The sequence below is a fragment of the Candidatus Poribacteria bacterium genome (assembly GCA_026706025.1).
Lineage (GTDB): Bacteria > Poribacteria > WGA-4E > WGA-4E > WGA-3G > WGA-3G.
In genome coordinates, this window is record JAPOZO010000052.1 from 221893 (window position 1) to 245246 (window position 23354).

The following is a 23354-nucleotide window of genomic DNA, read 5'->3' on the forward strand; positions in this document are numbered from 1 at the left end:
GAAATGGAAAGCGGGTATACGGAGAGAAAGTTTCAAACTCCAATCCACCTGATCGAACCGCAAGGAAAGTTAGAGAAATGGAAACTGTAACACTCACCTATAAAAGACCCCCGGACCGGGTGAATCACTTCCAACAGGAATTGCTTTATCTCGACGACGATGTGGTTGTCACGTCTCAACGGGTTAAACCGTCCTCACCGATAATTCAAAACGGCGAGACAGTTTTAGGGGATGACTTTGCTGCAATCTGGTTTGTGTTTACAGGGCTTTGGTATGATGTCGGCAAAGTTTATAATCTGGATAATGAGTGGACAGGCTATTATTGTGATGTTCTGAAACCCGTCAAGCGGCGCGTAAATGCGGCAGGAAAACTTGAGTGTTTTGAAATAACCGATCTGTTTTTGGATCTCTGGGTAAATCCAGACGGCACTTATGAAATTCAGGATGAGGACGAATTTGCGGAAGCCATTCAAAATGGCGCAATTGACACTGAATTAGAAAGAAAAGCGCGAGAGGTCCTGAACACATTAATCGCTAAAGTAGAATCAGGGGCTTTAGCGCGTCAGGTACAAGATGTAATTAATAGGGCGAAGTTCACAGATTTACGGGATTATGTAGAGAAATTACCTTAGAAGTCAAAGGGGGATGAGAAGATGGCAACTTTGGCAATAAACGGCGGCGAACCTGTCCGAACTGACGGTTTTCCGGCGTGGCCCACACTCGACGCGGCGGATCTTGAAGCATTTGAAACTATCTATAACAGTAAGCAATGGGGTGTTGGTGGACCGAAAGTTCCAGGATTTGCGCAACAGTTCGCTGAATTCCAAGGTGCGAACTACGGCGTTTGCGTCAATAGCGGCACCTCGGCACTCTATATCGCCCTGAAAGCGGCGGGCGTTTGTCCCGGCGACGAAGTTATCACGACCTCCTATACCTTTCAAGCAACAGTCGTTGCGATTCTGATGACGCATGCCGTGCCTGTCTTTGTCGATACTGCACCGGATAGTTTTCTATTGGATGTTTCCAAGGTAGAAGCCGCGATCACTGAAAAGACGAAAGTCATTTTGCCGGTCCATATCGCAGGATATCCCGCAGATTTAGACGCACTTGTTGACCTTGCGAACCGCCATAATCTCAAGATTGTGGAGGATTGCGCGCAGGCCCACGGTGCGGAGTGGCGCGGACGCGGTGTTGGTAGTTGGGGGCATTTCGGGTGCTTCAGTTTCCAGTCCTCGAAAAACCTTTGCGCTGGCGAGGGTGGCATTGTCTTGATGAACGATCGGGAACTCTATGAACGGGCTTATGCACTGCATAACTGTGGTCGCACGCTGCCTGATGCTGAATTCGGAGACGCAGAACCCTTCGGTGGCAACTTCCGTATGACAGAATGGCAAGCCGGTCTCCTCCTCTCTCGTTTAACCCGACTTGAGGCTGAAACCAATCACCGACACAAGAACATGCGCTGGTTAGACGGTTGGCTTGGCGAGGTTCCGGGTATTAAAGTCACGCCATTGGATCCGCGCGCGACGCGTGGTGGATGCCACGGCTACAAGGCGATCTTTGATTCCGAAGAGTTTGAAGGCATCTCACGCGAGACTTTCCTCCGTGCGATGCGTGCAGAGGGCATACCTATGGGATATTGGTATTCCACCCCTATGTATCGCGCCAACTTCCTCGCCTCTAATCTTTTCGGTCAGAATCTCAATTTTGATGATGTGCAGTGTCCTGAGACTGAAAAAATATGTCAAACAGGTCTTTCTCTAAGCCAAAACGTCCTTATGGCGAGCGAAGAGGCTATGGAGGACATTATTAAGGCAGTTATCAAGATCCGCCGGAACGTCGCCGAACTGAAGTCGGAAACGGCTTGATGTCTCGGTCCCAGCGGTTAGCAAGCCTAATTATTTTTTTCTACTATCCTTTCAGTCGGAGATGACTCTATATAGACGAACCCGATAGGCAAATCTGGGCGTTTCTGTTCACTTTTATTCTCTGCGTATTTGAAACGAAAATAGGGCAGTTTGAATTTTTAACTATCCTTTTCAGCCTTGAGGGTCTCTATATAAGCAAATCGACCTAAAAAGGAGACAATCATGTCTAACGAACATGAATCCCAAAAAGAAATTCGCCGAATCCTACGGCTGTTGGAAACCACAGCACGTATTGTTGAAACTTCAGTAATTTCTTCAGAGCACCTTTTTGACGGTGAGGAGCGGTGCGCACGACAATTCAACAACGCTCTGACCCTTCTAATGGATCTTGAAGCTGTACCCGATGGGCTCTTTGAACCCCTCAAAACAGATGCCACTTTTGGCGACATCTGTTTCGCATGCCACCAAGTCGCAGCGTACGTTAAAGAAGGATGCGTTGACGATTTTGACTTCGATCACATGAAAAAAACCATTGGTGACGAACTAAAAGATGTCAGCGAGGTTGTCCGGCAATCCATGCCCTCCTTTCTCAAAGATATGTGGAGTGGGCAAACAGAAGCAGATAATGTTGATACCGCCGAGACCGTTGAGGTTACCTCGGACGAAGATGCGGACGCGGCATCTGTCGAACAGCGTATTGGCAAACTTGAAGGACAAATGGAGACTGTTGTCGAGATACTCCAAGAAATCCGAACACAACAGCAAAATAATGGGACATAAATTAAGGTGTGCCTGTCTGGGATAGCGTTTAGAACTTCCAGGCAGGTCGCGCCTTCCCTTTAACGCCATAACAAAATCCGAGAAGTTGTAGGAGGAATTCAATGGCGAGGTTCATGAAATTAAAGTCCCTCGCGGTGCTGATAATTTTTTGTAGCAGTGCTTGGGCTTTTAATGCCAACGCGCAAGTTGCGTCCGACGTCACATTAACCCCGGATGGCAATATCCTGAAAAAAATTGAGAAAACATATAATGTCAAGGCTGGCGGAAATCTAACAGTTGCATCGGAATTCGGTGCAATTGACATTCAAACCGCTGAACAGGAGAAGGTTGAGGCTGCTATCATCTTCAGTCCCGCTGGTTCAGGTGTGGTTAATATTGTCGGTAATAATGTCGTCAATAATAATGTCGTCATCCAGAGTAACAGTAATAGAGGCAATGTTGTCATAATAAACGGTAAGGTTCAAAACGGATCAAAATTCAAGTTGGATCCGCGGGTAAAAGAGGCTGTTGAGGATTTTGAAGTAACTTTTGAACACAAGGGTTCCGATGTTCGTATTGACGGGAAATTTAAAAAAGGACGTAAACATTGGCGGAAAGAACTGCGTCAGTTGACAATTCTTTTTCAGGTGACAGTGCCTCAGCAGTACAACATCGACTTGGATACCTCAAACGGTAGTATTTCGGTAGCAGACCTTGATGGTGATGTCCGTGCAAAGACCTCGGCTGGGAGTTTGCGGCTTGGTAGGATCAAAGGTCCTGTGTGGGGACGCACCTCGGCTGGAAGTGTCAAGCTGACCTCCTGTGATAGCACTGTTGATGTGAAAACGTCGTCTGGCAGTATTGAAATTGGTGATGTTGCCGGTGATGTTCAAGCACAAACTTCGTCGGGCAGCATCAAGTTGGAAAGCCTCGCCGGAACTGTAAACGCGAGAACCTCAAGCGGTTCTATCCGAGCTTCTCTAACAGACCAACCTAAGCGTGAATGTAATTTACGCACATCGGCGGGCAGTATCACTGTTACCCTCATACCGGATATCGCTATTAACTTAGATGCAGAAACCAGTGCAGGACGCGTTTCAACACAATTTCCAGTGACTTCGGTCATACACGGAAAAGTGCCTAAAAATAGGTTAAAGGGTAGTATAAACGGCGGTGGTCCCTTGCTAAAATTGCGCACTTCTGCCGGAAGCATCCGTTTGCAAAAGGCAGAAAAGGCAGCAAACTAAGTCCTTTTGAGCATTAAAAGTAACACTTACGCTATAGCAGTGGAGGAACCTATTTTGGAAAAGATTGAAAAAACGTATGGTGTCAAGAGCGGCGGGAGTTTAACTGTTTTATCGGAGTTCGGGGCAATTGAAATCCAAACCGCTGAACACGAGAACGTTGAAGTCGTAATCACGAAAGAATCAAAATCCAAATCGGTTGAGGCTGTTGAAAAAATGCTCGCAGATTTTGAACTGGCGTTTGAACAAGAGGGTTCCGATGTCCATATTCGAGGTGATTTCAAACACGATCGGGAGCATTGGCGGAAACAGTTTAATCTTGCGAAAATTCATTTTCTGATAACGGTCCCACAACAGTATAATGTTGATTTGAATACCCTAAACAGTGACATTTCCGTGGTCAATCTTACTGGTGCTGTCCGTGTAAAGACCTCGGGGGGTAGTTTGCACTTTCAGAGCATTACAGGTACAGTGTCGGGGCATACATCCGGTGGTAGTATTGAGGCAGTTGATGTCACAGGCGATGTTCAGGTGCGAACTTCAGGCGGCAGCCTCCGCTTTGGTGCAATTCAGGGTTTTATTTCAGGTAGGACTTCAGGGGGCAGCATCAAGGTCGTGGACTGTAAGGGCGGAACAGATGTCCGAACTTCCGGAGGTGGTATCTGGTTAGGAGGCATCGGCAGGAATGTGACAGCGCGAACTTCAGGCGGCTCTATCCAAGCCGCTCTGGCAACACAACCGCAGAGTGAATGTAGTTTGCGCACATCGGGCGGTGCGATAACCTGCACACTTATGCCAGATGTTGCAGTTGACTTAGAAGCAAAAACCAGCGGTGGACGCGTCTCAACGGATTTTGCAATGGAATCGGTTATTCAAGGGAAGGCTCCGAAAAATAGGTTGGAAGGTAGTATAAATGGCGGCGGTCCCTTGCTGAAACTGCGCACCTCTGGTGGAAACATTCATTTACAGAAGGCATCGAATTAAACACTTTTTTCAAACTGACAACTCTCACTGCGAGGCAAACTGATAACCATTTTACCAGTGTTTGAACGAATACATCCGCTGTCCGAGAAATAGTCCTAAAATCGCCCAAATACTTCCCATCACAAATTCGCCGAGCATTGTCCCGAAAAAGAGGGGCAGCGTTCGGCGATACGCGCCAATCCCACCGTGCCGAATCAGTATAGACTTTATCAACCATGCCAAAAAGACTGGAAACCAGAGCCTGCCGAAGTTCCAATTCCCCGCAAGCGGATAGGCGAGTGGATGCAGCTGCCACCAGATAAATCGCAAACGCATAAAGAGCGTCGTAAGCGTCAGCGAGATACCGAACCCGAAGAATCCGAGGCGGCTCCAGTCTGTATCGTTAGGGAGCGTCAACCAACGTTGCAAGTCGCTGAAAGCCTCTTGTCCGCGCCATGTTCCCAAACTTCCATGCAGGTAACCCGCATGTAGAAACGCGATAAACCCGATAAGGAGTCCGATAACCGTCGCGCCCCACATGACCCAAAGGAGTTGACGTGTATTAATACGCCCTTTATCCGCAAGTTTAAACCCCTCCAATTGATTCGGCATCGGTTGCGAGCGGTAGTTACGGGTGAACCCATAGAGGAAGGCGAACCCTGTCAATGTCGGTGCTCCAATTTTTCTGGATCCCAAAATTGAAGTGAGGAAAAGCCCAGGACCGGCACGGTAGAAATCCATCGTCGGTGTGCCAAGTTCAGCGCGCATCCGCGTGAACGCTAAAACGAGTATGAAATGGATACTGAAGAACCCAAGCACCCCCCACCACGACATCCCCGCCTTCAGACAAAACCCAAAAACGACTGCAATACTCAGCAGTAGTCCAACAACTGCGCCGCGATACCCAATCGGTTCGTTTACCGTTTCAAGATTTGTTTTCAAACCTAAGATATTACGAATAACCTGCCATAAATGTTTGTGTGTAATCCAGAGCGCGAAAAAACAGAGTCCAAAATACGCACCCAGCGATTGCATGTCAATATGCGGGTATCCGGGTGTCTGGTTCATTCCAGTCATTGCCCCGAAAACCAGTTGTGCCTTCCAGAAAAGATAGAACAGCCAGCAGGAGAGTGATAGGTCTAACGGCATCAAGAAACCGATACCGATAGCGTAAGGGTTTAGGTGAATAGGTGTTGATCCGATGGCACTCAGCGGTTTTTCAGTGAACATCAACCCGATGTCGTAGCGGATAGGGATGCTCGGTACAAATGGATAGAGGAAACTGATACCGTTGAGTAGGTCGAGTCCACATCCGACCGCGAAGCCTATCCAGAGGAGCCGATTTCGATAGAAACTCGCCCCTTTCGTCATTTCAAAAGGGAGTAGGATAATCGGATAACTCAGTTTTTCGTGTTCAATCCACTGTTTACGGAGGATGACACTGAGCATTATCATGGAAAACGCGAGCGCGGAGAAGAAAACCAGCCATGCCATTACAGGGGTAGCCCATGCGCGGATATGCTCGATTTCAAAGAGGTTTGAGGTGCCTTCATAATAGCCGGTTAAGGCACGCCGATTCAGAACAGCGATCCAGTCCGGGATATATCGGAAAAAGAGGGACTGCCACTCGTTTTCTGGTGTTGCAAACCATGCTGCGTGCCCCAAGACGCACATCGTCGCCTGTAAAAGATCGTGTCCGCACACGACGCATGCCAGGGTTACCATGAGGTATATCGTCAACATTTCTGCTTGCGTGAGTTGCCATTTTGGGAGGTAGCGTGTTAGGGGTAGGTTGATGATTGTGACAAGGAAAAGCGTAAAAACGGCGTTGAAGAGAATCGCCATTGTGGTGGGATATTGTGTTGTCCATACTGTTTCTGTCTGAACGACAAGGTAGATATTGAGCGGTAGCGACAGGAGTCCTATCAGGATCGCTCGCCATGTGATGCTTTCAAGTGAAGTGCGTGGCGGTGTGTCCATATTTATGTCTGTGAACGCTTAACGGAATCCTAATACATTTGGTAGATTAGAATGTGGACTCAATACCCCAAAAAAGCATCTGTTTGATCGATGGAGAAGATGGAGCATCAAGCGGAAACGCAAATTCAAACCGAAATATCCCTGCATTGCTAACCTTGGCAAACCCACCCCGTAGCCCGAACCCAATGCTTCGTTTTGGGTCCATTAGGTTAAATGTCCGTTTCCCATTCCAGATATAACCGATATCGGTAAAGCCAGTCGCACTTAAGATGAGCCCAAGGTTGACGGAACGTTTGATAAATGGCTTCGCGATGAAAGTGGCAACGGCTTCAATTCCTTCATCAAGTTTCCTGAAGAGCGTCCCACCACAAACAGTTCGGCTTTCAAGGCGCAGCACCATCATTTTTTCACCGCTAAATTGCCGATAATCGTAACCCCGCAATCCGTTGAAAGCCCCAAGGAGGACCTGGCTTTCACCATGCCAACCAAACTCCAATCTCGTTTTGAATTCTGCTACAAACGTTTGATAAAAATCAAAGAAACCGTTCTTACGAAATCCCTTATCAACTGTATAAATATCGCCTGTATTAAATACGTCGGTGTAGTACCACGAAGTTCGCGCCTGAAACGTGGAATTCTCAATGTGTGTTGTGAAGTATGAACTGATATCTATAAGGGTTGTGCCTAATACCCGATTCCCGCGCGTCCACCCTGATCTCCCTATAAGGTTTGCGTAGCCCTCTGATCTATCTGAACCGTATAAAGGGGAAGCGTGTCCTACTGAGAAAGCGTATTCAGATCCTACTAAAAAAACTTCCTCGCGCCCCATTCTTCTGATAAACTGCGTCTTGTGATAAGTGACACGTTTTCGTCCGACAGTAATACCAACCAGTTTGATGTCGCGATTTGATAGATCCGCCGTGGAAGGAAATTCTTTTTCCATTGGCACATACTTTGAACGGCGTGAAGCCGCCCAAAGCCCAATATAGTTTTGACGCTCTCGGTTCCCAAAATATCGCCGGATCCTACCAGACACGCCTTGTAAATTGACCTCAAATCTATCTGTTCGCTTTAATTTCTGCGAAAACGGATCCATTTCAAACCATGAAAAATCACCTATTGATTCTGACAAGGTAAACCTTGCACTCCAGCGGCTCTTCAATGTGTATTGTGGACGTTCTAATATGATCGCCCATGAATCTCCTTGACGTTTCTGAATGTAAGCACCATCAAAGTTCCAATGTGAGCTGACAACACGGGGCATTTTATACTTCCATGTCAAAAGACTCTTTGTTTTTTCACCGATCTCACTGATCCGTTGATAACGGACCTCAGTGTCGTGGCCGGAACCAAATACGTTGGATTCCCGCAACCCTAAAAGAAACGTACCCCCTTGGCTGTTCAATGCCGGGTCAATTGAAGGAAGCGGAGGCGACCAGAGTTCTGTGACATTCACCTGAATCGCTACCGCATTGGAACTCGCATCCCACAACGGAACAATTTTTGCTGCTCCGATATAAGTCTTATCACGGAGTATTTGCTCACTTTCTTCCTTGTCTGCTTCTATGTAAACATCACCAACTTCAAACAAGAGCTCACGGAGAATAACGTCTTTCTTGGTCTTCTCGTTACCAGATAAATTGATTTCCCCGATAACGCCTTCGTCAATCTCAATACCGAGATAAACGCCATCAGTGAATTTCTTCACAGAGGTATGTTCTTTGTCCATGCGCGCGAAGTGATAACCATTCTCCTTATAAAAACTTATGATCGCTTCAAAATCTGATGCCAAAGCAGTTTCATCATATACACTCCAGACATCTGTCCGCATCAGGGCACGAATTTGCTGTTCGGGAAATGAATCATTGCCTTTGATAACAAGGCTCCGTACAGTATTTGATTCATTTCCTAAACCCGTTGTTCCGTTCTGCGAAGCAGGTGCTGTTTCTGATGAAACTTCAACGTGTATACTGATGCTGAGCAGCGCAATCAAGCACAGAGTTCCAAGTGGGCGCGTAGCGAAGCTAAAATCTACCATTATGTTTCACCGACGATCAAGGCCCCATCGTGCCCCGGATTGTCGCCTCTTCCCTGGAACGAGTGGGTTCCGCGATTTGAGAGGAAACTTTCAAGGAGTATAAAGCAGACAGCCAAAAGAAGCAACTCACCCCATATTTCCCTGCCGTGTCTTTTAACGTTGTAAGCATCAGCTGCCCCCGCTGTCCCATCAATTTCCACACCTGCTACCGTTTGCGCGCCGAGGCGCGCAGCTGCTTGTTGAAGCGGAATCCGTGCTAAGTCAGCTTCAGTCGCGTCAACATTCACCGCGAAAAAATCTCGTTGGAGTCTACCTTGTGTTCGTACCTCAACCTGATAGATGCCGGGACGTTCTGTCCCCTGAAATTGCAGCGTGCCATCTTCAGCAATCGGGACCACGGTACTATTATCAGTACCGGAGCCATCGTTATCTGGCGTATTGACAGTCGTTTTCAAGCGAATAGACGCTTTTCCGCCAGCACTGCGCGGATAACGCGCCGTATAGGTGTCTCCGACATGACCGCCCCATGTTAAAAGATTACGATTCGCTATGGCAGTGTAAAGCACACTCTGTTGGAGCATCGGGAGGAAATACGGGTTAACGAGCAGATCGTTTGTAACGGCTGTAGCGCGAGAGGGTCCGGCATTTGCCGTGGATGTGTTCCGCTGTTGTCTGAGGAGTCCACAGTTATAGAGCAATACGGTGCTTGTTCCCTGATTTCGCTCAACAAGAAACGGCGTTTCATCATCGAAATGTGCGATTACCTCCGATTCAGAGGTAGGACGTAGTACCACACCGCTGTGAAATTGTGGGGCGTATTGCGCAGAAAAACCTTCGTTCGGAAAGATATCAAAAATAGGATGTGCCGCTTGATACGCACGCACCTGCTGCGGTGGTGTCCACGTGAGCCGACTACCGAGTTGCGCAGGCAACCAAGCATCGCTAAGTGCGTTGTAACTATCTGCATCGCTGGAACTGCTCACAAAGGCTATAACACTTTTACCGTGCCGGATGAACTCTTGCAGCTGCGCATTGATCTGTCGGGTGATCTGCGGCACATCTGCCAGGATGATAACGTCGTAATCTTCAAGCGGAAAGGTTTCAAATGCAGTAGGCGTACATTGCGTCGGTAAAATCATTGTATCGGTTGTTAGCAGTCGGTTGTCGGCTGTCGGTGGGGCGTTAAGAAAATCTCTTTGCTGATTGCTGACGGAAACCGATTGCTGACGGCTATTTTTATCTGGGTTAAGTGCCAATGTAAGGTATTCCGTATCTTCTCCGACACAAAGGACCCGCACTTCACCAACGACATCCAGAGTGAAATAGTGCTGGTTGTCAACGTTGAGGCGATCCTCTGTGAGTGTAAGGGAACCGATATGCGTGCCGGGTGTAGAAAAGTTGTATGTTAAAGTCGTATTCAGCGATTCGTTAGCTGCTGCAGAAAAACTCACAGTTTTTTGTTTCTCGCCGTCAATAGACAGCGTTAGCATATTTCGCGCCAACGGTGCTACCGAATGGTTCGCGGTCGTCACATTCAATTGGAGCGGTAGATTTACACCTATTAGTTGATTGGAGGGACGGACTTCTTCAATATTTGTGTTATGTGCTTCTCCTTCGGCAACCGGAATCAGAGAAACACGCGCACCAGAACGATTGTAGGGGCGAGGTAACCTCGCCCCTACGTTCTCCCATCCGTTCCGGGTGAAGTCTGAAATGAGATAGAGTTCTTTGTTCAATTGTTCTGATTCGGCAAGGATTTCGTGCGCAAGTTCAAGGCTCGTCTGAACGTTCGTGGCGCGATAAGAGACTGCAGCATCGTTAATCGCCGCTGTAACGTTCCGAAGGTCAGGCGTGAGTTGCCGAAAAATAGGATTCGGAACATCCGACATCAAAATAAGTGCGGCACTGTCTCCGTGCCGCAGCGTATCCAGAATATCAATCGCCAAAACTTTCGCTTTTTCAAACCTGATGCCATCAACATCTTGGTACGCCATGCTGTAGGAATTATCCAAAACGATAACGACATCGGTTTTCGCGCGGACGGACGCGACCGGCAGTCCAAGCGTCAGGAACGGACGTGCCAAAGCAAGCGCGATCAGTGCGACGATTGCCATCCGCAAAAGCAAAATCAGCAGCTGCCTGAGTTGAAATCGCCGGGCATTTTCACGATGCGCCGCCATCAGAAACATCAGGCTGCTAAAATCGACCGTCACGACACGACGACGGTTCCAAAGATGGATAATCAGTGGGATACCAGCGGCGAGGAGTCCAAAAAGAAATAGTGGGTTGAGAAATGCCATCAGTAGTTATCAGTTTGCCTCGCAGTGAGAACAGTTAAGAGAGTCGTCAGAGGAATAGTTTTCGGTCATCAGTTTTGGTTTTGATAAATGTACACCTTCTTTTAACATGTTATCATCTCTGAAATGCTAATGGTTTCAGAGATGATTTGGGTTTATTAGGAACCTCTTTAACTGATGACTGATGACTATTCAACGATGGCAATTTCAAGTTGATTGAGTGTTCGGAAAACACCTTCGGCGAATTCCATGAGGTTATCGGATTCCACAGTGCTTCCGCCAAGCTGAATATGATTCGCATCGGCGATGGTCTGTCCCAATGTCGGATCCATCTGGACCCATCTGCCGACGTAGACTTCAGGCCAGAAGTGGTAGTAAAAGGCATCCTTTGCAAATGTGATACCGGAACAGATTCTTGCAGGAATGCCAGCGGCACGTGCCAAAGCAATGAAAAGCACAGTGTGTTCCGTACAATCCCCCGAGAGCGATTCCAAGGCAGTTAATGATGAACCGAAACCACCACTCATTTTTTTCTCGGCAATGGCTGTATGGACCCATTCGCATAATTTTTCTGCCGCACGCCATGAATTGACTTCCCCATCTAATATCTCCTCGGTTTTCGCACGAATCGCTGGCGCGTCGGTTTGAATATACGCACTCGCCCCCAGGAACTCACCTTCTGCGTCCCGAATCGGTAAATTAGGGCAGTCTTCCGCTGCAACCGTTGGCACCTGAATCGAAAGTTTACCTGCGTTTTCACTGTTTACTTCCAGTTTTTGGTGGGAATTAGACATGATTGCATCAGCAATGTTGCCTGTTGGAAGTTTCACCTCTGCTTCAAAGTTTTTTGCTCTCGGTGTGGGACGTTTACCGGAGGGAAGGATACGCGTTTTTAAGACGACATCAACTTCTTGAGTGTCGCCAAGCGCAGTCTCCTTATCCGTCTTCGTAGTTACCATGGAAAGCCCCATCATGGGTATTTCTGTTCGATAGTTCACCCCATCAGAGTCAAGCCATACTTTCGCAGTGATCCCATTCATCATATCCAAGGTCTGGCGTAAAACATAAACCTGCTTTTCCTCTGACTGGTAGGTTAAAGTATCTTGCCTTTCAACCTCGAGATCTGTTTTCACCGGCTTCAACAGATCGAAACTGAATATGTGAAAGTTCCGTTTCTCACCTATTTTAAGACCCTGTCTGAACAGCGATTCTACACCCACATGTTCGGAGATTGTATCCGGTGGTACCGGAACTTCTGATTCAGTGGTTTCACCGTTAAGCGTTGTCTTAATGTAAGCGACACCGTCTACAATCCGTCCCTCCACCTGTTTTAAACCGGATTCATTAGAAGTCGAGAGAAAGTGGCGCGGCATTAAATCAGACCCTGTATACTCAACGCGAGTGATTTCTAATGTTACATCGGTCCCGAGTGCCTTAAAATTCATAAGCATATCAATTTTGTGTCGATCCACCTCCTCCTCTTGATACTCGGTTTTGTCTGTTGACATATGCATATAACCGATCTTGATATTCGACAAGGTGAGATTGTACCAGTGTTCTTGCGGATTTTGTGACATGTTCTCGGGGGTACGCTGTTTTTGGAATTTTTCGAGGAAGGTGGCAATGTTCGATTTCTTGGTCATTTTAAGTGGGACATAATGGTCGCCCCCATCAACAACTGTAACCGGTTTTCCGAGCCGATCGCCATATCCTTCTTTATAGATGCTGATGAGGTAACGCCCCGCGGGCAGACCTGTTCGTGTGTACTCGCCGTTAGCCTTAGTTGTTGCTGCGAATTGTGCGCCGTTTACATCGACAATTTTGACTTCAACGCCTTCAATCGGATTCTGTGCGTTGCTTGTATCCGTAATTTTACCGCGAACGGTTCCACCATTTACAACCTCCTCTTGCGCGAAGACAATACTAACGGACATTCCAGCACAAGCCATTAACATTAACATGAAACTTAAACGAGTCATCTGTTATGTTCTCCTTTGCGGTCTTTTTTAGCTGGGGAAAAGTGTTTTGATTGTTTGTTGTATCTATAATATTATATTATACCTAACCGCTGTGCCTATGTCAAATCATTCTCAAAGCGTTCCAGTCCGTACCAGCTTTGTAAGCACACAATTCTTCAAGCAAAGGTAAAAAAACGCTACACTCGCGTCGCCATCGCAACTGTATGCGTGTTACGCTGTTTTACCTTCCGATAATTTCCAAAAACCGCCTTAAAATTGCGCTTAATAAATTCTCGGAGCCCCGAAATTGTGACGACGTAGAGTCGTCCGTTCGGTTTGAGATAGTGTTTGGCATCCGCCAGAAAAATCTGTAGAAGCTCTTTACCAACATTGGCAGGTAGGTTAGAGACGATAAGATCGAATTCGATGTCAGGCAGGTGGCTGAATCCGTTGCTCAGGCGGACATGGCAATTCTTGAGTTGGTTCTGTTCCACATTTTTGCGGGTGTAATCAACCGCTACAAAGTCCTTGTCGACCATATAGACGGTTGATGTTTGGACGCATTTCGCAAGCGTGACACCGATGGCACCGTATCCGCATCCAAGATCAAGGCAGATGTTCCCCTCTTGGATATCCAGATGTTCAAGCAGTAGACGTGTCCCGGCATCAATGCCCTTTGGTGAGAAGAGCCCCCATGTTGTAGAAAAATCGAGGGATGCGCCGCGCAATTCTGCCCGAAACACAATTTCTCGGGACGGAACATCTACTGCCATTTTATCAGCACTCCAAGCGTATCACCCGGGGAATTCCAGAGGAGGTCAAATGCGGCTTTCGCCTCGGTGTAGTGAAAGCGGTGCGTAATCATGTCAGCGGTGCGAATCTCGCCGTTCTGTATCTTTTTTAGGGCGCGTGCAGCAATCTGTGAACGGGGTTCATCTGTCAAGATACCAGCGACGAGACGCTTGCTCATCATCTTTGAAGAGTGTAGCGGGAGCGGTGCCTGCTGATAGAGCGCGATGAGTTGAATAATGCCGAACTGACGGGTCATATCCTGTGCCTGCTCAAAAGATTTTACGCCAGCGTACCCACCGACGCAATCTATGACCAAGTCCGCGCCTTTTCCATCGGCAAGACGACGTACTTCGTCAACCGGATCTATCTCATTAGCGTTGATAGAAACATCCGCCCCAAGCTGCGTTGATAATTCACAGCGAAGCGGCAGCGCGTCCACAGTGATAATCCGCGCAGGGTTATAGCCACGTAGCACCTGCATCATCAGACTTCCCACCAATCCTTGTCCCAAGACAACGACTGTATCTCCTGCTTTCACACCGGATGAGTCTGACCAAGCGACAGCACTCGTTGCAAGCGGAAGGAAAGTTCCCGCTTCAAAACTAACATCGTCAAAAAGCCGTACAATGCGTCCATCCGATGCGTTAGGCTCAGCGACAACATATTGCGCGTGCGGTGCGACGACCATGACGCGTTGTCCAATCCGATAATCTGTTACCTCTGCACCAACGGCATCCACAACGCCTGTAAGAGAGTAACCCATAATTGACGGAGGGACTGCGTCTTCCATGATATAGCGTCGAAATAGTTCGGAGCCACGGCTAATTAACGTCGTATCTGTCTCCACTCGAATCTGTCGAGCATTTATCTCCGGCATCGGCACCTCTTCGAGTTGGATATTGCCGAAACCTTCTGGTTTGGTTACCTGAAGCATGTCTGTTTTACCTCCAAGCGTAAGGGCGAGGTAGCCTCGCCCCTACTGCAAACGTTGAACTAAATCCTCACGCGTAACAGGTTCGTCAAAAGCCATCAGATAGATATGGAAAGTATCGCTTCTGTCGGAAACAAACACGAGGTGTCGCCCATCAGGTGAGAAAGCCGGTTGGATGGATCTACCGATGTCGTTGGTGATTCGCCGTTCATTTTTGCCGTCTGCATCAATGAGGTAAATTTCCCAGTCGCCATCTCTCGCAGAGACATACGCAATCGTTTTTCCATCAGGCGATACAGTCGGGTTGTAACAATCGTAGCGATTCGGGTTGAAATGTGTCTCATTTTGTCCATCAATATCTATCGTATAGAGTTGATTCACCTCATTGCGTGAGGAGACAAACAAGATGCGTTTGCCATCCGGGAAAAATGTGGGACTGCCATCGTCGGTTTCGTTGAAAGTGATACGTTTGTGTTTGATACTTTCTGGGGTCAGTTGTGCCAGATTGACACCTTCTAAATCAAGGCGGTATAATTCCAGGTTGCCGTCTGCGTTGGATTCATAGACAACCTGATCGCTTGCAGGCGACGTGCGTGGCACACGCGCACCGAAACTCACCGGTAGGACGGCACGCGTAATTTTGCTGTGGATGTGCGTCAGGTTGAACCCGGCGTAGATCGGTGTTGAACCACTACTTTGGATAACGACTTTAACTTCGCGGGAGGATTTTGGTTCACTACTATAAAAAAGGTAATTCGGAGTCGTAAGAAATGTGGGTGAACTGTCATTGAAATCGGTTGTGAAAGTTACGCGGCGTCGGATCCGTCCATTGAGATCCATTAAATAGATTTCACCGTTGTCAGTTCGGAAAGACGCAAAGGCGATCTGTATGCCATCTGGTGAAAAGGTCGGTGAATAGTTATCCGAATCGCCGGCCGTGAGTTGCTTCGTCTGGTAGCTATCTCCGACAAGTCCAATGATTTTGCGGAGTGTTTCGGGGTCCGAAGTACTCCGTTGAACGAGTTTGAGCACACGAAACGCTGAAGTTCTGTCCCCGAATTTAAGATAGGTACGTGCCAATTCCAGACGCGCTGCGATGCGTTCTTCAGGTTGCGCTGCATAGAGTTGTGAGGCTTTTCGTAACTGCTCGACTGCGTCGTTATGCCGTCCTAATTCGTTGTAGACTTTCCCCAGTAAGAGGCGTGCCTTCGGTTCCTCCGGTGCCGTTTCAATAAAAGCCTCTAACCCCTCAACTGCCGCTTGCGGGGTCCCAGCCTCCAAGTGTTTTTCGCTCTCTTTCAAGATAGCCTTGTTATCTTGACATCCGATCACCAAAGCAATGAGGAGCGTACTACAGAGCAGAAATCTGAGAACTTTTAACGAAGTCGCCAAACTTAAATTTACTATCATAAAAACCTGTCATTAACGTTGGTGCCTTCTACGTCTGCCGCGCCAACCATCGCCAATCGCATAGAGCCAACATAAAATTCCTTGGATTGAACCGCTGATCTTCAGTTTCCAAGACGGTCGGTACATCAACTTCTCTCCATCGTCAAATGTCCAGATATGAATAGCGTATCCGGGGGACTTTTCTGAGTCTTCTGTATTGTCCGTTGCGGTTTCCGTTTTCGGGATAGGTTTAAACCGAACTAAATCGCGCCATTCATTTACTGGCATGGAATTGAGATAGAAAATACCGACTGCTGAAGCAAATATTAAGAAGATAATAAATCCCTTCAGGAATTGTCCCAAGTATAACTGACCGAGCCCCGGCAGAATAACGGACAGTATCATCGCAACATAAGAACGGTTAGGAGGAGGCTCACCTTGAGGGTTCCTGAGATGACTGGATTCAGTATAAGCAGTTGTCGGTTCTGCCATGAATTAAGACTCCCCTTGTGCGACAAGGTAGACACCGATACAGATAATCAGAGCACCAATTATCCGAACCTTAGGGATAGATTCTTTGAACAGCAGCCAGGAGAACAGGATGGACAGCACATAGCCAGAGCTTAACATCGGGTACGCAATGCTCAGTTTAATGCGCGACAGGATGATCAACCAGACGAGCGTCGTAAAGCCGTATATCGCTATCCCGCTGAGGACGTAAGGATTCAGAAATGCTTGTGGCAGTTTGCTCAGCGCGTCCCGAACACTGTTGATACGACCCACTATATTCATACCGTGTTTGAACAGGATTTGTCCTATTACCGTCAATAGCACATTGAAAAATAGCAGTATAAAATCTTTCATGCCTTTTATTATATCACCTCACTGTTCTTTTTACAATTTTTATTTTATTTGTGTGATTGGAATATTGAAATCTCTGGTTGTTAATGGTATACTTAACATAGTCCTATCTAATTTCTGTTCCAATCTGGGTGGGAAATGCAGAATATTTATTAGGAATATATTCAAAAGTTTCAGAGTATTCAGATGAGAGTTTACGGAAGTATCAGTGGTTGAGGAGCAGGCACCAGCGAATTTGTCGGCACCACAGCTTGTGGCTGTTCTGGAGCGATTGACGCTTGCGTTGGATGCGCCTGAACAACTTGCCCTTAGCGGTGACACGGATGCGATTGTCTCGGTTTTGGAGCAGTTGACACTTGCGCTGAAGACTTCTGGTCAGAAGGCACTTGGTGAAGGACACGAGACATCTGTACAGGATGTGGAGGTTGTTTCTATGGAAAATGGTGTAAACGGTAGTGGCAGAAAAAATTAACGCAATAAATAGATACGGGCTTGATTAAATTTAGTTTCACAACATATTGATGGTTATCAACATCAATTGTAAAACATGTTCCGGTATCTTTGCCAATTTTTATATAAAAAGTGCGTTGGTAAATGTTGTTTGTAGGTAGCATTAGTATTATATCCTCTCGGTTGAGGTGCCGTCGGCTGAATAGCACGAGTTATTCGTCAACGGGGGGTCGGTAAATGTCGGTCCCGTGGTTTCTCCACCATATTTTCCATTTGCCGTAGTTTCGGCTTTCAAACGGGATTTTATCCCAGACTTCGGGTTGAGGTGTCTCGGTGCCATAAACATCTTGGTGTATGATGAACTCAAGAAATCTGTAAGCCCGCGCGGCAACTTCTGGATCCGGCTGTGCGAGCTGCTCAATAAGTTTTGGGATCCAGAGGTAATATGTGGTTTCATCAAATCTTTGCTCGCTGTATGTCGCAACATCCGGCGGGAAATACTCTGGATATAGTGATTTGAAGTGAAGCCGACATACAACACCCTCGGTAGAATCAAAATAATACCAATCTGTGCCTTCTATGATATGAGGCGCGCCGAAGTGTTTTCGGATCTGCGCATAATTCTTGCCGATGATCGACGGTTTTCGATCGATGGGTGAATACATTTCATGGGTGCTGCATCCAGAGAGTAAAAGCAGAGAAATGAGTATGAGTTGCGTTGTATTCATTCTACCATAGGCTCTGCCGAGCGTGTAGTGTCCATCTTTGATGGCGGTCGTTGTTTCGGTCATGATCTGCCTTTCATCAGCGAATAACGCTTTGAGCGTCGGAGTGCTAAAACAATGCCGTCTTGCCCCCTGCGCTCGTAAGTTACCCATTCCGTGTGAATTACTTTGTTTTCAAGAGGCCACTCTTTGAGTCTAACAAATGGGATAGAGGGGAGATACTGAATAGGAAACTTACGCATAGGGGCTGGATGTAAAAGCCCAACAATCCTCATATCAAATTTACAAATAGCACATAATAAAATTGCCGAAATACTCTGGCGGCAGGACTCTATTTCATCCGTGCCCTTCTTAAATCGGAAAAACACAGATTCTTCCAAACTTGTTTCAAATCCATGAGATGACTTCAGATTGGATGTTGGATTTGGTATTGAGATTTTGGTGTCGCTTGTTAGTAAACGTTCAGCAGCTATTTTATGACTCATCAGAATCGTAGCAGCCTGATGGTCTGATGTTATTACAAGAATACGCGGACAATCATATCCTGACATTTGTTTCGTTTTGCTGGATACTTTTGACCGTAACAAGTGAGTAATCGACTTGTAAGAACTAACTCGACTTTCTATCTCATTTTTCAGACCTGATGCACAGGCTACGTTTTCTGATTCAAGATGGGTAACTTCAGCCACAAATTCAGTTTCGTCTATTTTACAGCGGAAATCCACTCCACCTTTTTCAGTGGATTCTTCTAGGCACACATCGTCAACTTTAGTGTCAAAGAATGAAAATAAGACAGCTTCTGCCTTTGCACTTGCGTGGCAATTTTTTAGACGATCACCATAGAGTTTTACACGGTCAGGAAAATCGTTATTCAAGGCGTGTTGATAGCGTTTGATTAAATCGGTCATCGTAAGCCTATTCATTTTTTAAATTCTCCTTATCGTTTTCTGTGCCTGCAACAGCAAGAGAGATACGTGCGAACTAACGCGGAAGTCTACCTGTGACTTTTTGGAAACCAACTTTGTTATAGGTTTTCACAACACCGTTACCATCTTCACCAGCACCTATGGCAGTTAAGATTTTGCCAGCGTCATTATAGGTGCGGATACGACCGCCTTCAAGATCGTTGCCAGTAATAGATACGGTTATAGTATCTTCTTCGTTGAACATTGACAATCCACTACCTCCCCCGCTGCTGGACACCCAAAAAGCACGCTTACCTTCTTTGGTATTTAATACGAACCCCCCAGCACCGTTACGAAAAACTTCCATAGCAACAACCTTTTCACCAGCAGCGTTGATGAGACTCACACCGCCACGATCGCTATCCGCCGCTGCATCCATAATCACAAACGGGTTGCCGGCGTCATTGACAACGATGATTTTCCGCGCAACGATTTCATCTATAACCTCTTTGGTGTTTCGTTGGGCTTGCGTTGTCTGCAAATTGAATGTTCCGATAAAATATCCGACAGACGCGATCAAAGCACCAAGTGCCATATAAGCCACTTTTGTTTTCCACATATAAAATCTCCTTTAGTTTCCTTTGTTTTAGTGTCGGGTTTTGTGTCTCCCTGCAGGACGTGAAACTTTTTTTGGGCGGATATTTTCAGACTCCTCCACGGGCGAGACTTTAACGTCCTTATCCGACAGATAGGTAGGCACGGGACTGAGCGGAGATGGACAATCACCTGCCCACGTGCTTTATGGGTTTATCACCAATTGGTGTGTTGCAGAGTTAGCGCGCATGATAGGAACACAGGCAAGGTTTCTAATCTCGCCTGTGTAAATAGACTTACAGCGGCTATTCTGCTAATGCAATTATACCACAACCGATACGCGCTCCCACAGCTCCAGAAGATTGCGCGATGAAATCGTCCGCGCCAGCAAAATCGAGGTGTTAACCAATTTGGTGTGATAATACAATAACAGAATAACGTTGCACAATTTAGCCATCATTCTCTTCATCTTCATTTTTATTAGATGGGGCATCTACCCACTTAAGCCCGAACTCCACACGCAATTTGAAGTCTACAAGATTTTCGCGTAGTAGCCGGTTCGGTTGGGAAACCGAACCTACCGGACCTGGTACCGAGATAGTTATTTTTTCTAAAATTGACACCTATGGAGGATCTTTCGGTCGGAACTCCCACCGACTGCTGAGTGCGAAAAACAAATATGCTATAGATTGTAGAGATACGTTACTTTAACCACAACAACCCGGTTTTCCAGCTGCAACTCACGAGTCAAACCTGTTCCAATAGGCGCGTCCCCCCAGGTCTCGTTATAGGCAACGAACAGATGGCTTTTCGGGCTATATTCCCATCCGAATAGGAGACTGAGCAGATAGTGCTCATGAATTTGCGCCGATAGTGGACGCTCTCTACCCGCTTGCGCGAACATCCGCAAAAACGATTCACGGGTGAACAGATAAGTTCCGCGCAACGAACTGACGAAAAATCTGCCGTCAATAGCACCTTCTAAATCAAGACTCTGCGCGTAGCTGCTATCTAACTCTATCGAGAAATTACTCAGTGGACGTAAGGTAGATTCAAGGGTGAGGCTCCGCTGTTTGCCCGCCTGTTGTCGTCCAAAGTTAAAATAGTCAGAGAAGTCTATTTCAATACCGATCGCTATCGGATTTGTGGAGTCGGTATCAATCGAAAACCCGTATCCGTCTGCTATAAATATCTCAGTCAGTTCTGCTGCTCGGCTCCGGTAATAGTATGCGGTAATGTCGTCTAAAAGGGTTTCCCTGAAGTCCATTCCGACGTAAGCGTTGACGTGCCACCTGAATAGATCCTCGTCAAATTCGGGTGAGAGGGAGAGTCCTGGGTTCCGTTCTCTCCATTCGCTGAAATATTCAGGCGTATAAAGACTTTGCGAGAGGCGGGTGGTGATGCCAGAGAAAAACTGGCGGTTGCCCCAGTATGGAGAATAAGAGGTACGCATATAGGCACGTTGCCAGCCCCGGTTGCGTTCTTTTCGTAAAAATCCTGTTTGGTTAATCTCAAAGTGCGGCGCGACGCGTTCAAATCCGATACTACTGCTCCAGAGATAGTTCCGCTGCGCGAAATCAACCGTGTATGCGAAATTATCTTTATCCTCTCCCGGATGGAAACTACCAGCGTACTGACCTGTGAGATGATACGTTTTGCCAAGCGCGAGATTCATATCAATGCCGCCGACTCTGCTGTGTGCCCAATTATCGCCTTCAGGTTGTTCCTTGTTTACAAATAGAATCCCAACATTTGAGCGTTTGAGAATATCGCGTTTAATTCGGATGGCAGAAAACCATGCCGTTTCTTTTCCGGATGAAGTGTTCTCAGAGAAACCGAATTCACCCGTTTGGTTTCCTAAAACGCCAATGGAATAGTTCCCTACCTTCCCTGTGAGTTTGCCACCCCAAAGGATATTCCCACGACTCCCGATACGACGGCTGAACATTAAGTCATAAGGCGTTTCAAAAAAACTATTTCCTTCAACGAAAAACGGTCGTTTTTCTGGAAAACGCGTCGGAAACCTGGTCAAATTAATTTCCAACTGATCTGCCTCAACCTGTGCGAAATCAGGGTTCACAGTAACGTTCGCCTTCAACGCGCTCGTGAGACTGTATTGGACATCCAAACCTGTGCCGAGTTGACGCTCAATATCCACATTAGCAGCACCAGCGGCACCCCCTAAGGCATACGGCGTGATTTCAAAGTTTTTCCCTGTCTCAATCCCCTGAATCCCTACGATATGCCCTAAATCGGACATCCGCGTAACAACACCCGCTTGCGTTAACTGTTTCCAAACCGTTACCTCGCTTTTTCGCCGATTTACTCGCTCTACGTCAAAACCCCAGATTTGTGTCGGTTTATCGGTGAATCGGAAGTTAGAAAACGGGATTTTAAACTCGGCACTCCATCCGAATTCATCAATACTGCTTTCAACCCACCAAATTCCTTTCCAATTAGAGTCGCGCTGCGTATCCTCATACCGATAATTATCGCTCTGAACACCGGCTGGGTTTGTGGCAAATTTATAGCCAGTGCGATGGTCGTGATGTGGGTCGATGAAGAAAGAGATAACATCTGAGGCATAGACATCGCCGCGCCGTGTCATCCGATTGACAATTTTATCGGGTTCGGCATCATAACATCGGAATGCGACATAGATATTATGGGCATCGTAAGCGATACGGAATTCTGTGTCATCCGTTGCGGCGGTACCGCGTGTAGGCTCAAGTTGAATGAAACCGCTACGTGGTGATGCTTGCTGCCATACAGCATCATCCAGCACGCCGTCAATCTGTGGCGGTTCACCTTCGATGCGGTAAGCCTCAACGACGTGTTTACCTGTCCCTTCCGGGTGTGCAAAGAGAAACATTGGATATGAAATGGTTAGCAGTAGGACAATTATGAGTCTTGGCATACACATAATTATAGAGGAGATATACCGTCTTGTCAAATTCTATCATTATATTATGCATCTTTTCTGCTCCAAAGTTGTCTCTTTAACAGAAAAAGTATGTCCCTGACATCTTCTTAATCAAAAGTTTTTAATTCATTCTCCTTCTTTCTACCTAATACCAATTCTGATTGTGATTCCTCTTAAAAGAATTTACTGTCTTTGGTTACGCTCGGTTCGGTTAGGAATGCAGGTCGCAACCCCCCTTTATCCCCCTAGAAGAAACACCCCAGCAAAAACACCCCCCATATCCCCCTTATCAGCGGGGCAGGGGCAGGTGAGTACACCGCAAAACCGCACCTACGGGACTTATGATTTCTCTAAAATTATGCACCTTTTTCGCTGATAAATTGTCTCATTAATAACAGGACTTACGCAAATCCCTCCCACGTTTTGAAAAACAGACTGACCATAAATTCCAGATTTTTTCGTAAATTTTTCAAATTATGCGAATTTTCAGCCCAAAGTTTCGTCTTTAATAATAGAGGGTATGAACCGTATCGTCCCGCGGAACGTTAAAAGATAGAGATTTACTCATAGATTTTACACACCCGATCGCCCAAGATATTATTGTTGCGCAAGCTATCGCTGTTGCTAAAAGTGGGTTATGGGATGGTATCCTTTTCAGTTACTGGAATGAAAAAAGA

General features: G+C 46.8%; 19 protein-coding genes. 6 read left to right on the forward strand and 13 right to left on the reverse strand.

Annotation, left to right across the window (positions count from 1 at the left end; genetic code table 11):
• Window positions 1-77 precede the first annotated feature (77 nt).
• From OXH00_11870 to OXH00_11890, 5 genes are all read left to right on the forward strand, one after another.
• Complete coding sequence (locus OXH00_11870; GenBank protein ID MCY3741708.1) at window positions 78-632, forward strand: DUF402 domain-containing protein; 555 nt, start codon at window positions 78-80, stop codon at window positions 630-632.
• Window positions 633-653: 21 nt separating this feature from the next.
• Window positions 654-1868: a DegT/DnrJ/EryC1/StrS family aminotransferase gene (locus OXH00_11875; GenBank protein ID MCY3741709.1), complete on the forward strand. Its 1215-nt coding sequence runs from the start codon at window positions 654-656 to the stop codon at window positions 1866-1868.
• A 222-nt stretch (window positions 1869-2090) separates the two neighbouring features.
• Complete coding sequence (locus OXH00_11880) at window positions 2091-2648, forward strand: hypothetical protein (GenBank protein ID MCY3741710.1); 558 nt, start codon at window positions 2091-2093, stop codon at window positions 2646-2648.
• 101 nt (window positions 2649-2749) lie between these two features.
• Window positions 2750-3874, forward strand: a complete 1125-nt coding sequence (locus OXH00_11885) for a DUF4097 family beta strand repeat-containing protein (GenBank protein ID MCY3741711.1) — start codon at window positions 2750-2752, stop codon at window positions 3872-3874.
• Between the two features lie 54 nt (window positions 3875-3928).
• A complete protein-coding gene (locus OXH00_11890; GenBank protein MCY3741712.1) occupies window positions 3929-4855 on the forward strand; it encodes a DUF4097 family beta strand repeat-containing protein in 927 nt (308 codons plus the stop codon).
• Between the two features lie 51 nt (window positions 4856-4906).
• Here OXH00_11890 and OXH00_11895 read toward each other — a convergent pair whose 3' ends face one another.
• The 9 genes from OXH00_11895 to OXH00_11935 all read right to left on the reverse strand — a co-directional run bounded on the left by OXH00_11895 (window position 4907) and on the right by OXH00_11935 (window position 17083).
• Window positions 4907-6814, reverse strand: coding sequence for a hypothetical protein (locus OXH00_11895; protein ID MCY3741713.1), 1908 nt, complete (start codon window positions 6812-6814; stop codon window positions 4907-4909).
• A gap of 46 nt (window positions 6815-6860) precedes the next feature.
• On the reverse strand, window positions 6861-8852 hold the full coding sequence (locus tag OXH00_11900; protein MCY3741714.1) for a hypothetical protein: 1992 nt from the start codon (window positions 8850-8852) through the stop codon (window positions 6861-6863).
• Window positions 8852-11152 (reverse strand): BatA domain-containing protein, encoded by a 2301-nt coding sequence (locus tag OXH00_11905; protein MCY3741715.1) that lies wholly within the window; start codon window positions 11150-11152, stop codon window positions 8852-8854. Before OXH00_11905 ends, OXH00_11900 begins: the two co-directional genes overlap by 1 nt.
• A 185-nt stretch (window positions 11153-11337) precedes the next feature.
• A complete protein-coding gene (locus OXH00_11910; GenBank protein MCY3741716.1) occupies window positions 11338-13128 on the reverse strand; it encodes a carboxypeptidase regulatory-like domain-containing protein in 1791 nt (596 codons plus the stop codon).
• A gap of 176 nt (window positions 13129-13304) precedes the next feature.
• Window positions 13305-13880 carry a methyltransferase gene (locus OXH00_11915; GenBank protein ID MCY3741717.1) on the reverse strand — a complete coding sequence of 192 codons (576 nt, stop codon included), beginning with the start codon at window positions 13878-13880 and terminating at the stop codon, window positions 13305-13307.
• On the reverse strand, window positions 13871-14833 hold the full coding sequence (locus OXH00_11920; GenBank protein ID MCY3741718.1) for a zinc-binding dehydrogenase: 963 nt from the start codon (window positions 14831-14833) through the stop codon (window positions 13871-13873). Before OXH00_11920 ends, OXH00_11915 begins: the two co-directional genes overlap by 10 nt.
• Window positions 14834-14875: 42 nt before the next feature.
• Window positions 14876-16240 carry a hypothetical protein gene (locus OXH00_11925; GenBank protein MCY3741719.1) on the reverse strand — a complete coding sequence of 455 codons (1365 nt, stop codon included), beginning with the start codon at window positions 16238-16240 and terminating at the stop codon, window positions 14876-14878.
• A 12-nt stretch (window positions 16241-16252) separates the two neighbouring features.
• Window positions 16253-16711 carry a DUF5683 domain-containing protein gene (locus OXH00_11930; GenBank protein MCY3741720.1) on the reverse strand — a complete coding sequence of 153 codons (459 nt, stop codon included), beginning with the start codon at window positions 16709-16711 and terminating at the stop codon, window positions 16253-16255.
• A 3-nt stretch (window positions 16712-16714) separates the two neighbouring features.
• Window positions 16715-17083, reverse strand: a complete 369-nt coding sequence (locus tag OXH00_11935; protein ID MCY3741721.1) for an EamA family transporter — start codon at window positions 17081-17083, stop codon at window positions 16715-16717.
• A gap of 205 nt (window positions 17084-17288) precedes the next feature.
• Here OXH00_11935 and OXH00_11940 point away from each other — a divergent pair, with 205 nt between their 5' ends.
• Window positions 17289-17552, forward strand: a complete 264-nt coding sequence (locus OXH00_11940; GenBank protein ID MCY3741722.1) for a hypothetical protein — start codon at window positions 17289-17291, stop codon at window positions 17550-17552.
• A gap of 190 nt (window positions 17553-17742) precedes the next feature.
• Here OXH00_11940 and OXH00_11945 read toward each other — a convergent pair whose 3' ends face one another.
• The 4 genes from OXH00_11945 to OXH00_11960 all read right to left on the reverse strand — a co-directional run bounded on the left by OXH00_11945 (window position 17743) and on the right by OXH00_11960 (window position 22671).
• Window positions 17743-18321 (reverse strand): hypothetical protein, encoded by a 579-nt coding sequence (locus tag OXH00_11945; protein ID MCY3741723.1) that lies wholly within the window; start codon window positions 18319-18321, stop codon window positions 17743-17745.
• Window positions 18318-19178, reverse strand: coding sequence for a hypothetical protein (locus OXH00_11950; protein MCY3741724.1), 861 nt, complete (start codon window positions 19176-19178; stop codon window positions 18318-18320). Before OXH00_11950 ends, OXH00_11945 begins: the two co-directional genes overlap by 4 nt.
• Window positions 19179-19236: 58 nt before the next feature.
• Window positions 19237-19779, reverse strand: a complete 543-nt coding sequence (locus tag OXH00_11955; GenBank protein ID MCY3741725.1) for a hypothetical protein — start codon at window positions 19777-19779, stop codon at window positions 19237-19239.
• Window positions 19780-20436: 657 nt separating this feature from the next.
• Window positions 20437-22671, reverse strand: coding sequence for a DUF5916 domain-containing protein (locus OXH00_11960; GenBank protein MCY3741726.1), 2235 nt, complete (start codon window positions 22669-22671; stop codon window positions 20437-20439).
• Window positions 22672-23354 lie beyond the last annotated feature (683 nt).

Bases quoted from the DNA above. Each gene is read 5' to 3' on its own strand.
- OXH00_11875 (MCY3741709.1), top strand. From the start codon at position 654: ATGGCAACTTTGGCAATAAACGGCGGCGAACCTGTCCGAACTGACGGT.
- OXH00_11885 (MCY3741711.1), top strand. From the start codon at position 2,750: ATGGCGAGGTTCATGAAATTAAAGTCCCTCGCGGTGCTGATAATTTTT.
- OXH00_11905 (MCY3741715.1), bottom strand. From the start codon at position 11,152: ATGGCATTTCTCAACCCACTATTTCTTTTTGGACTCCTCGCCGCTGGT.
- OXH00_11925 (MCY3741719.1), bottom strand. From the start codon at position 16,240: ATGATAGTAAATTTAAGTTTGGCGACTTCGTTAAAAGTTCTCAGATTT.
- OXH00_11955 (MCY3741725.1), bottom strand. From the start codon at position 19,779: ATGTGGAAAACAAAAGTGGCTTATATGGCACTTGGTGCTTTGATCGCG.
- OXH00_11920 (MCY3741718.1), bottom strand. From the start codon at position 14,833: ATGCTTCAGGTAACCAAACCAGAAGGTTTCGGCAATATCCAACTCGAA.
- OXH00_11915 (MCY3741717.1), bottom strand. From the start codon at position 13,880: ATGGCAGTAGATGTTCCGTCCCGAGAAATTGTGTTTCGGGCAGAATTG.
- OXH00_11900 (MCY3741714.1), bottom strand. From the start codon at position 8,852: ATGGTAGATTTTAGCTTCGCTACGCGCCCACTTGGAACTCTGTGCTTG.
- OXH00_11935 (MCY3741721.1), bottom strand. From the start codon at position 17,083: ATGAAAGATTTTATACTGCTATTTTTCAATGTGCTATTGACGGTAATA.
- OXH00_11895 (MCY3741713.1), bottom strand. From the start codon at position 6,814: ATGGACACACCGCCACGCACTTCACTTGAAAGCATCACATGGCGAGCG.
- OXH00_11870 (MCY3741708.1), top strand. From the start codon at position 78: ATGGAAACTGTAACACTCACCTATAAAAGACCCCCGGACCGGGTGAAT.
- OXH00_11945 (MCY3741723.1), bottom strand. From the start codon at position 18,321: ATGACCGAAACAACGACCGCCATCAAAGATGGACACTACACGCTCGGC.
- OXH00_11950 (MCY3741724.1), bottom strand. From the start codon at position 19,178: ATGAATAGGCTTACGATGACCGATTTAATCAAACGCTATCAACACGCC.
- OXH00_11960 (MCY3741726.1), bottom strand. From the start codon at position 22,671: ATGCCAAGACTCATAATTGTCCTACTGCTAACCATTTCATATCCAATG.
- OXH00_11910 (MCY3741716.1), bottom strand. From the start codon at position 13,128: ATGACTCGTTTAAGTTTCATGTTAATGTTAATGGCTTGTGCTGGAATG.
- OXH00_11930 (MCY3741720.1), bottom strand. From the start codon at position 16,711: ATGGCAGAACCGACAACTGCTTATACTGAATCCAGTCATCTCAGGAAC.
- OXH00_11880 (MCY3741710.1), top strand. From the start codon at position 2,091: ATGTCTAACGAACATGAATCCCAAAAAGAAATTCGCCGAATCCTACGG.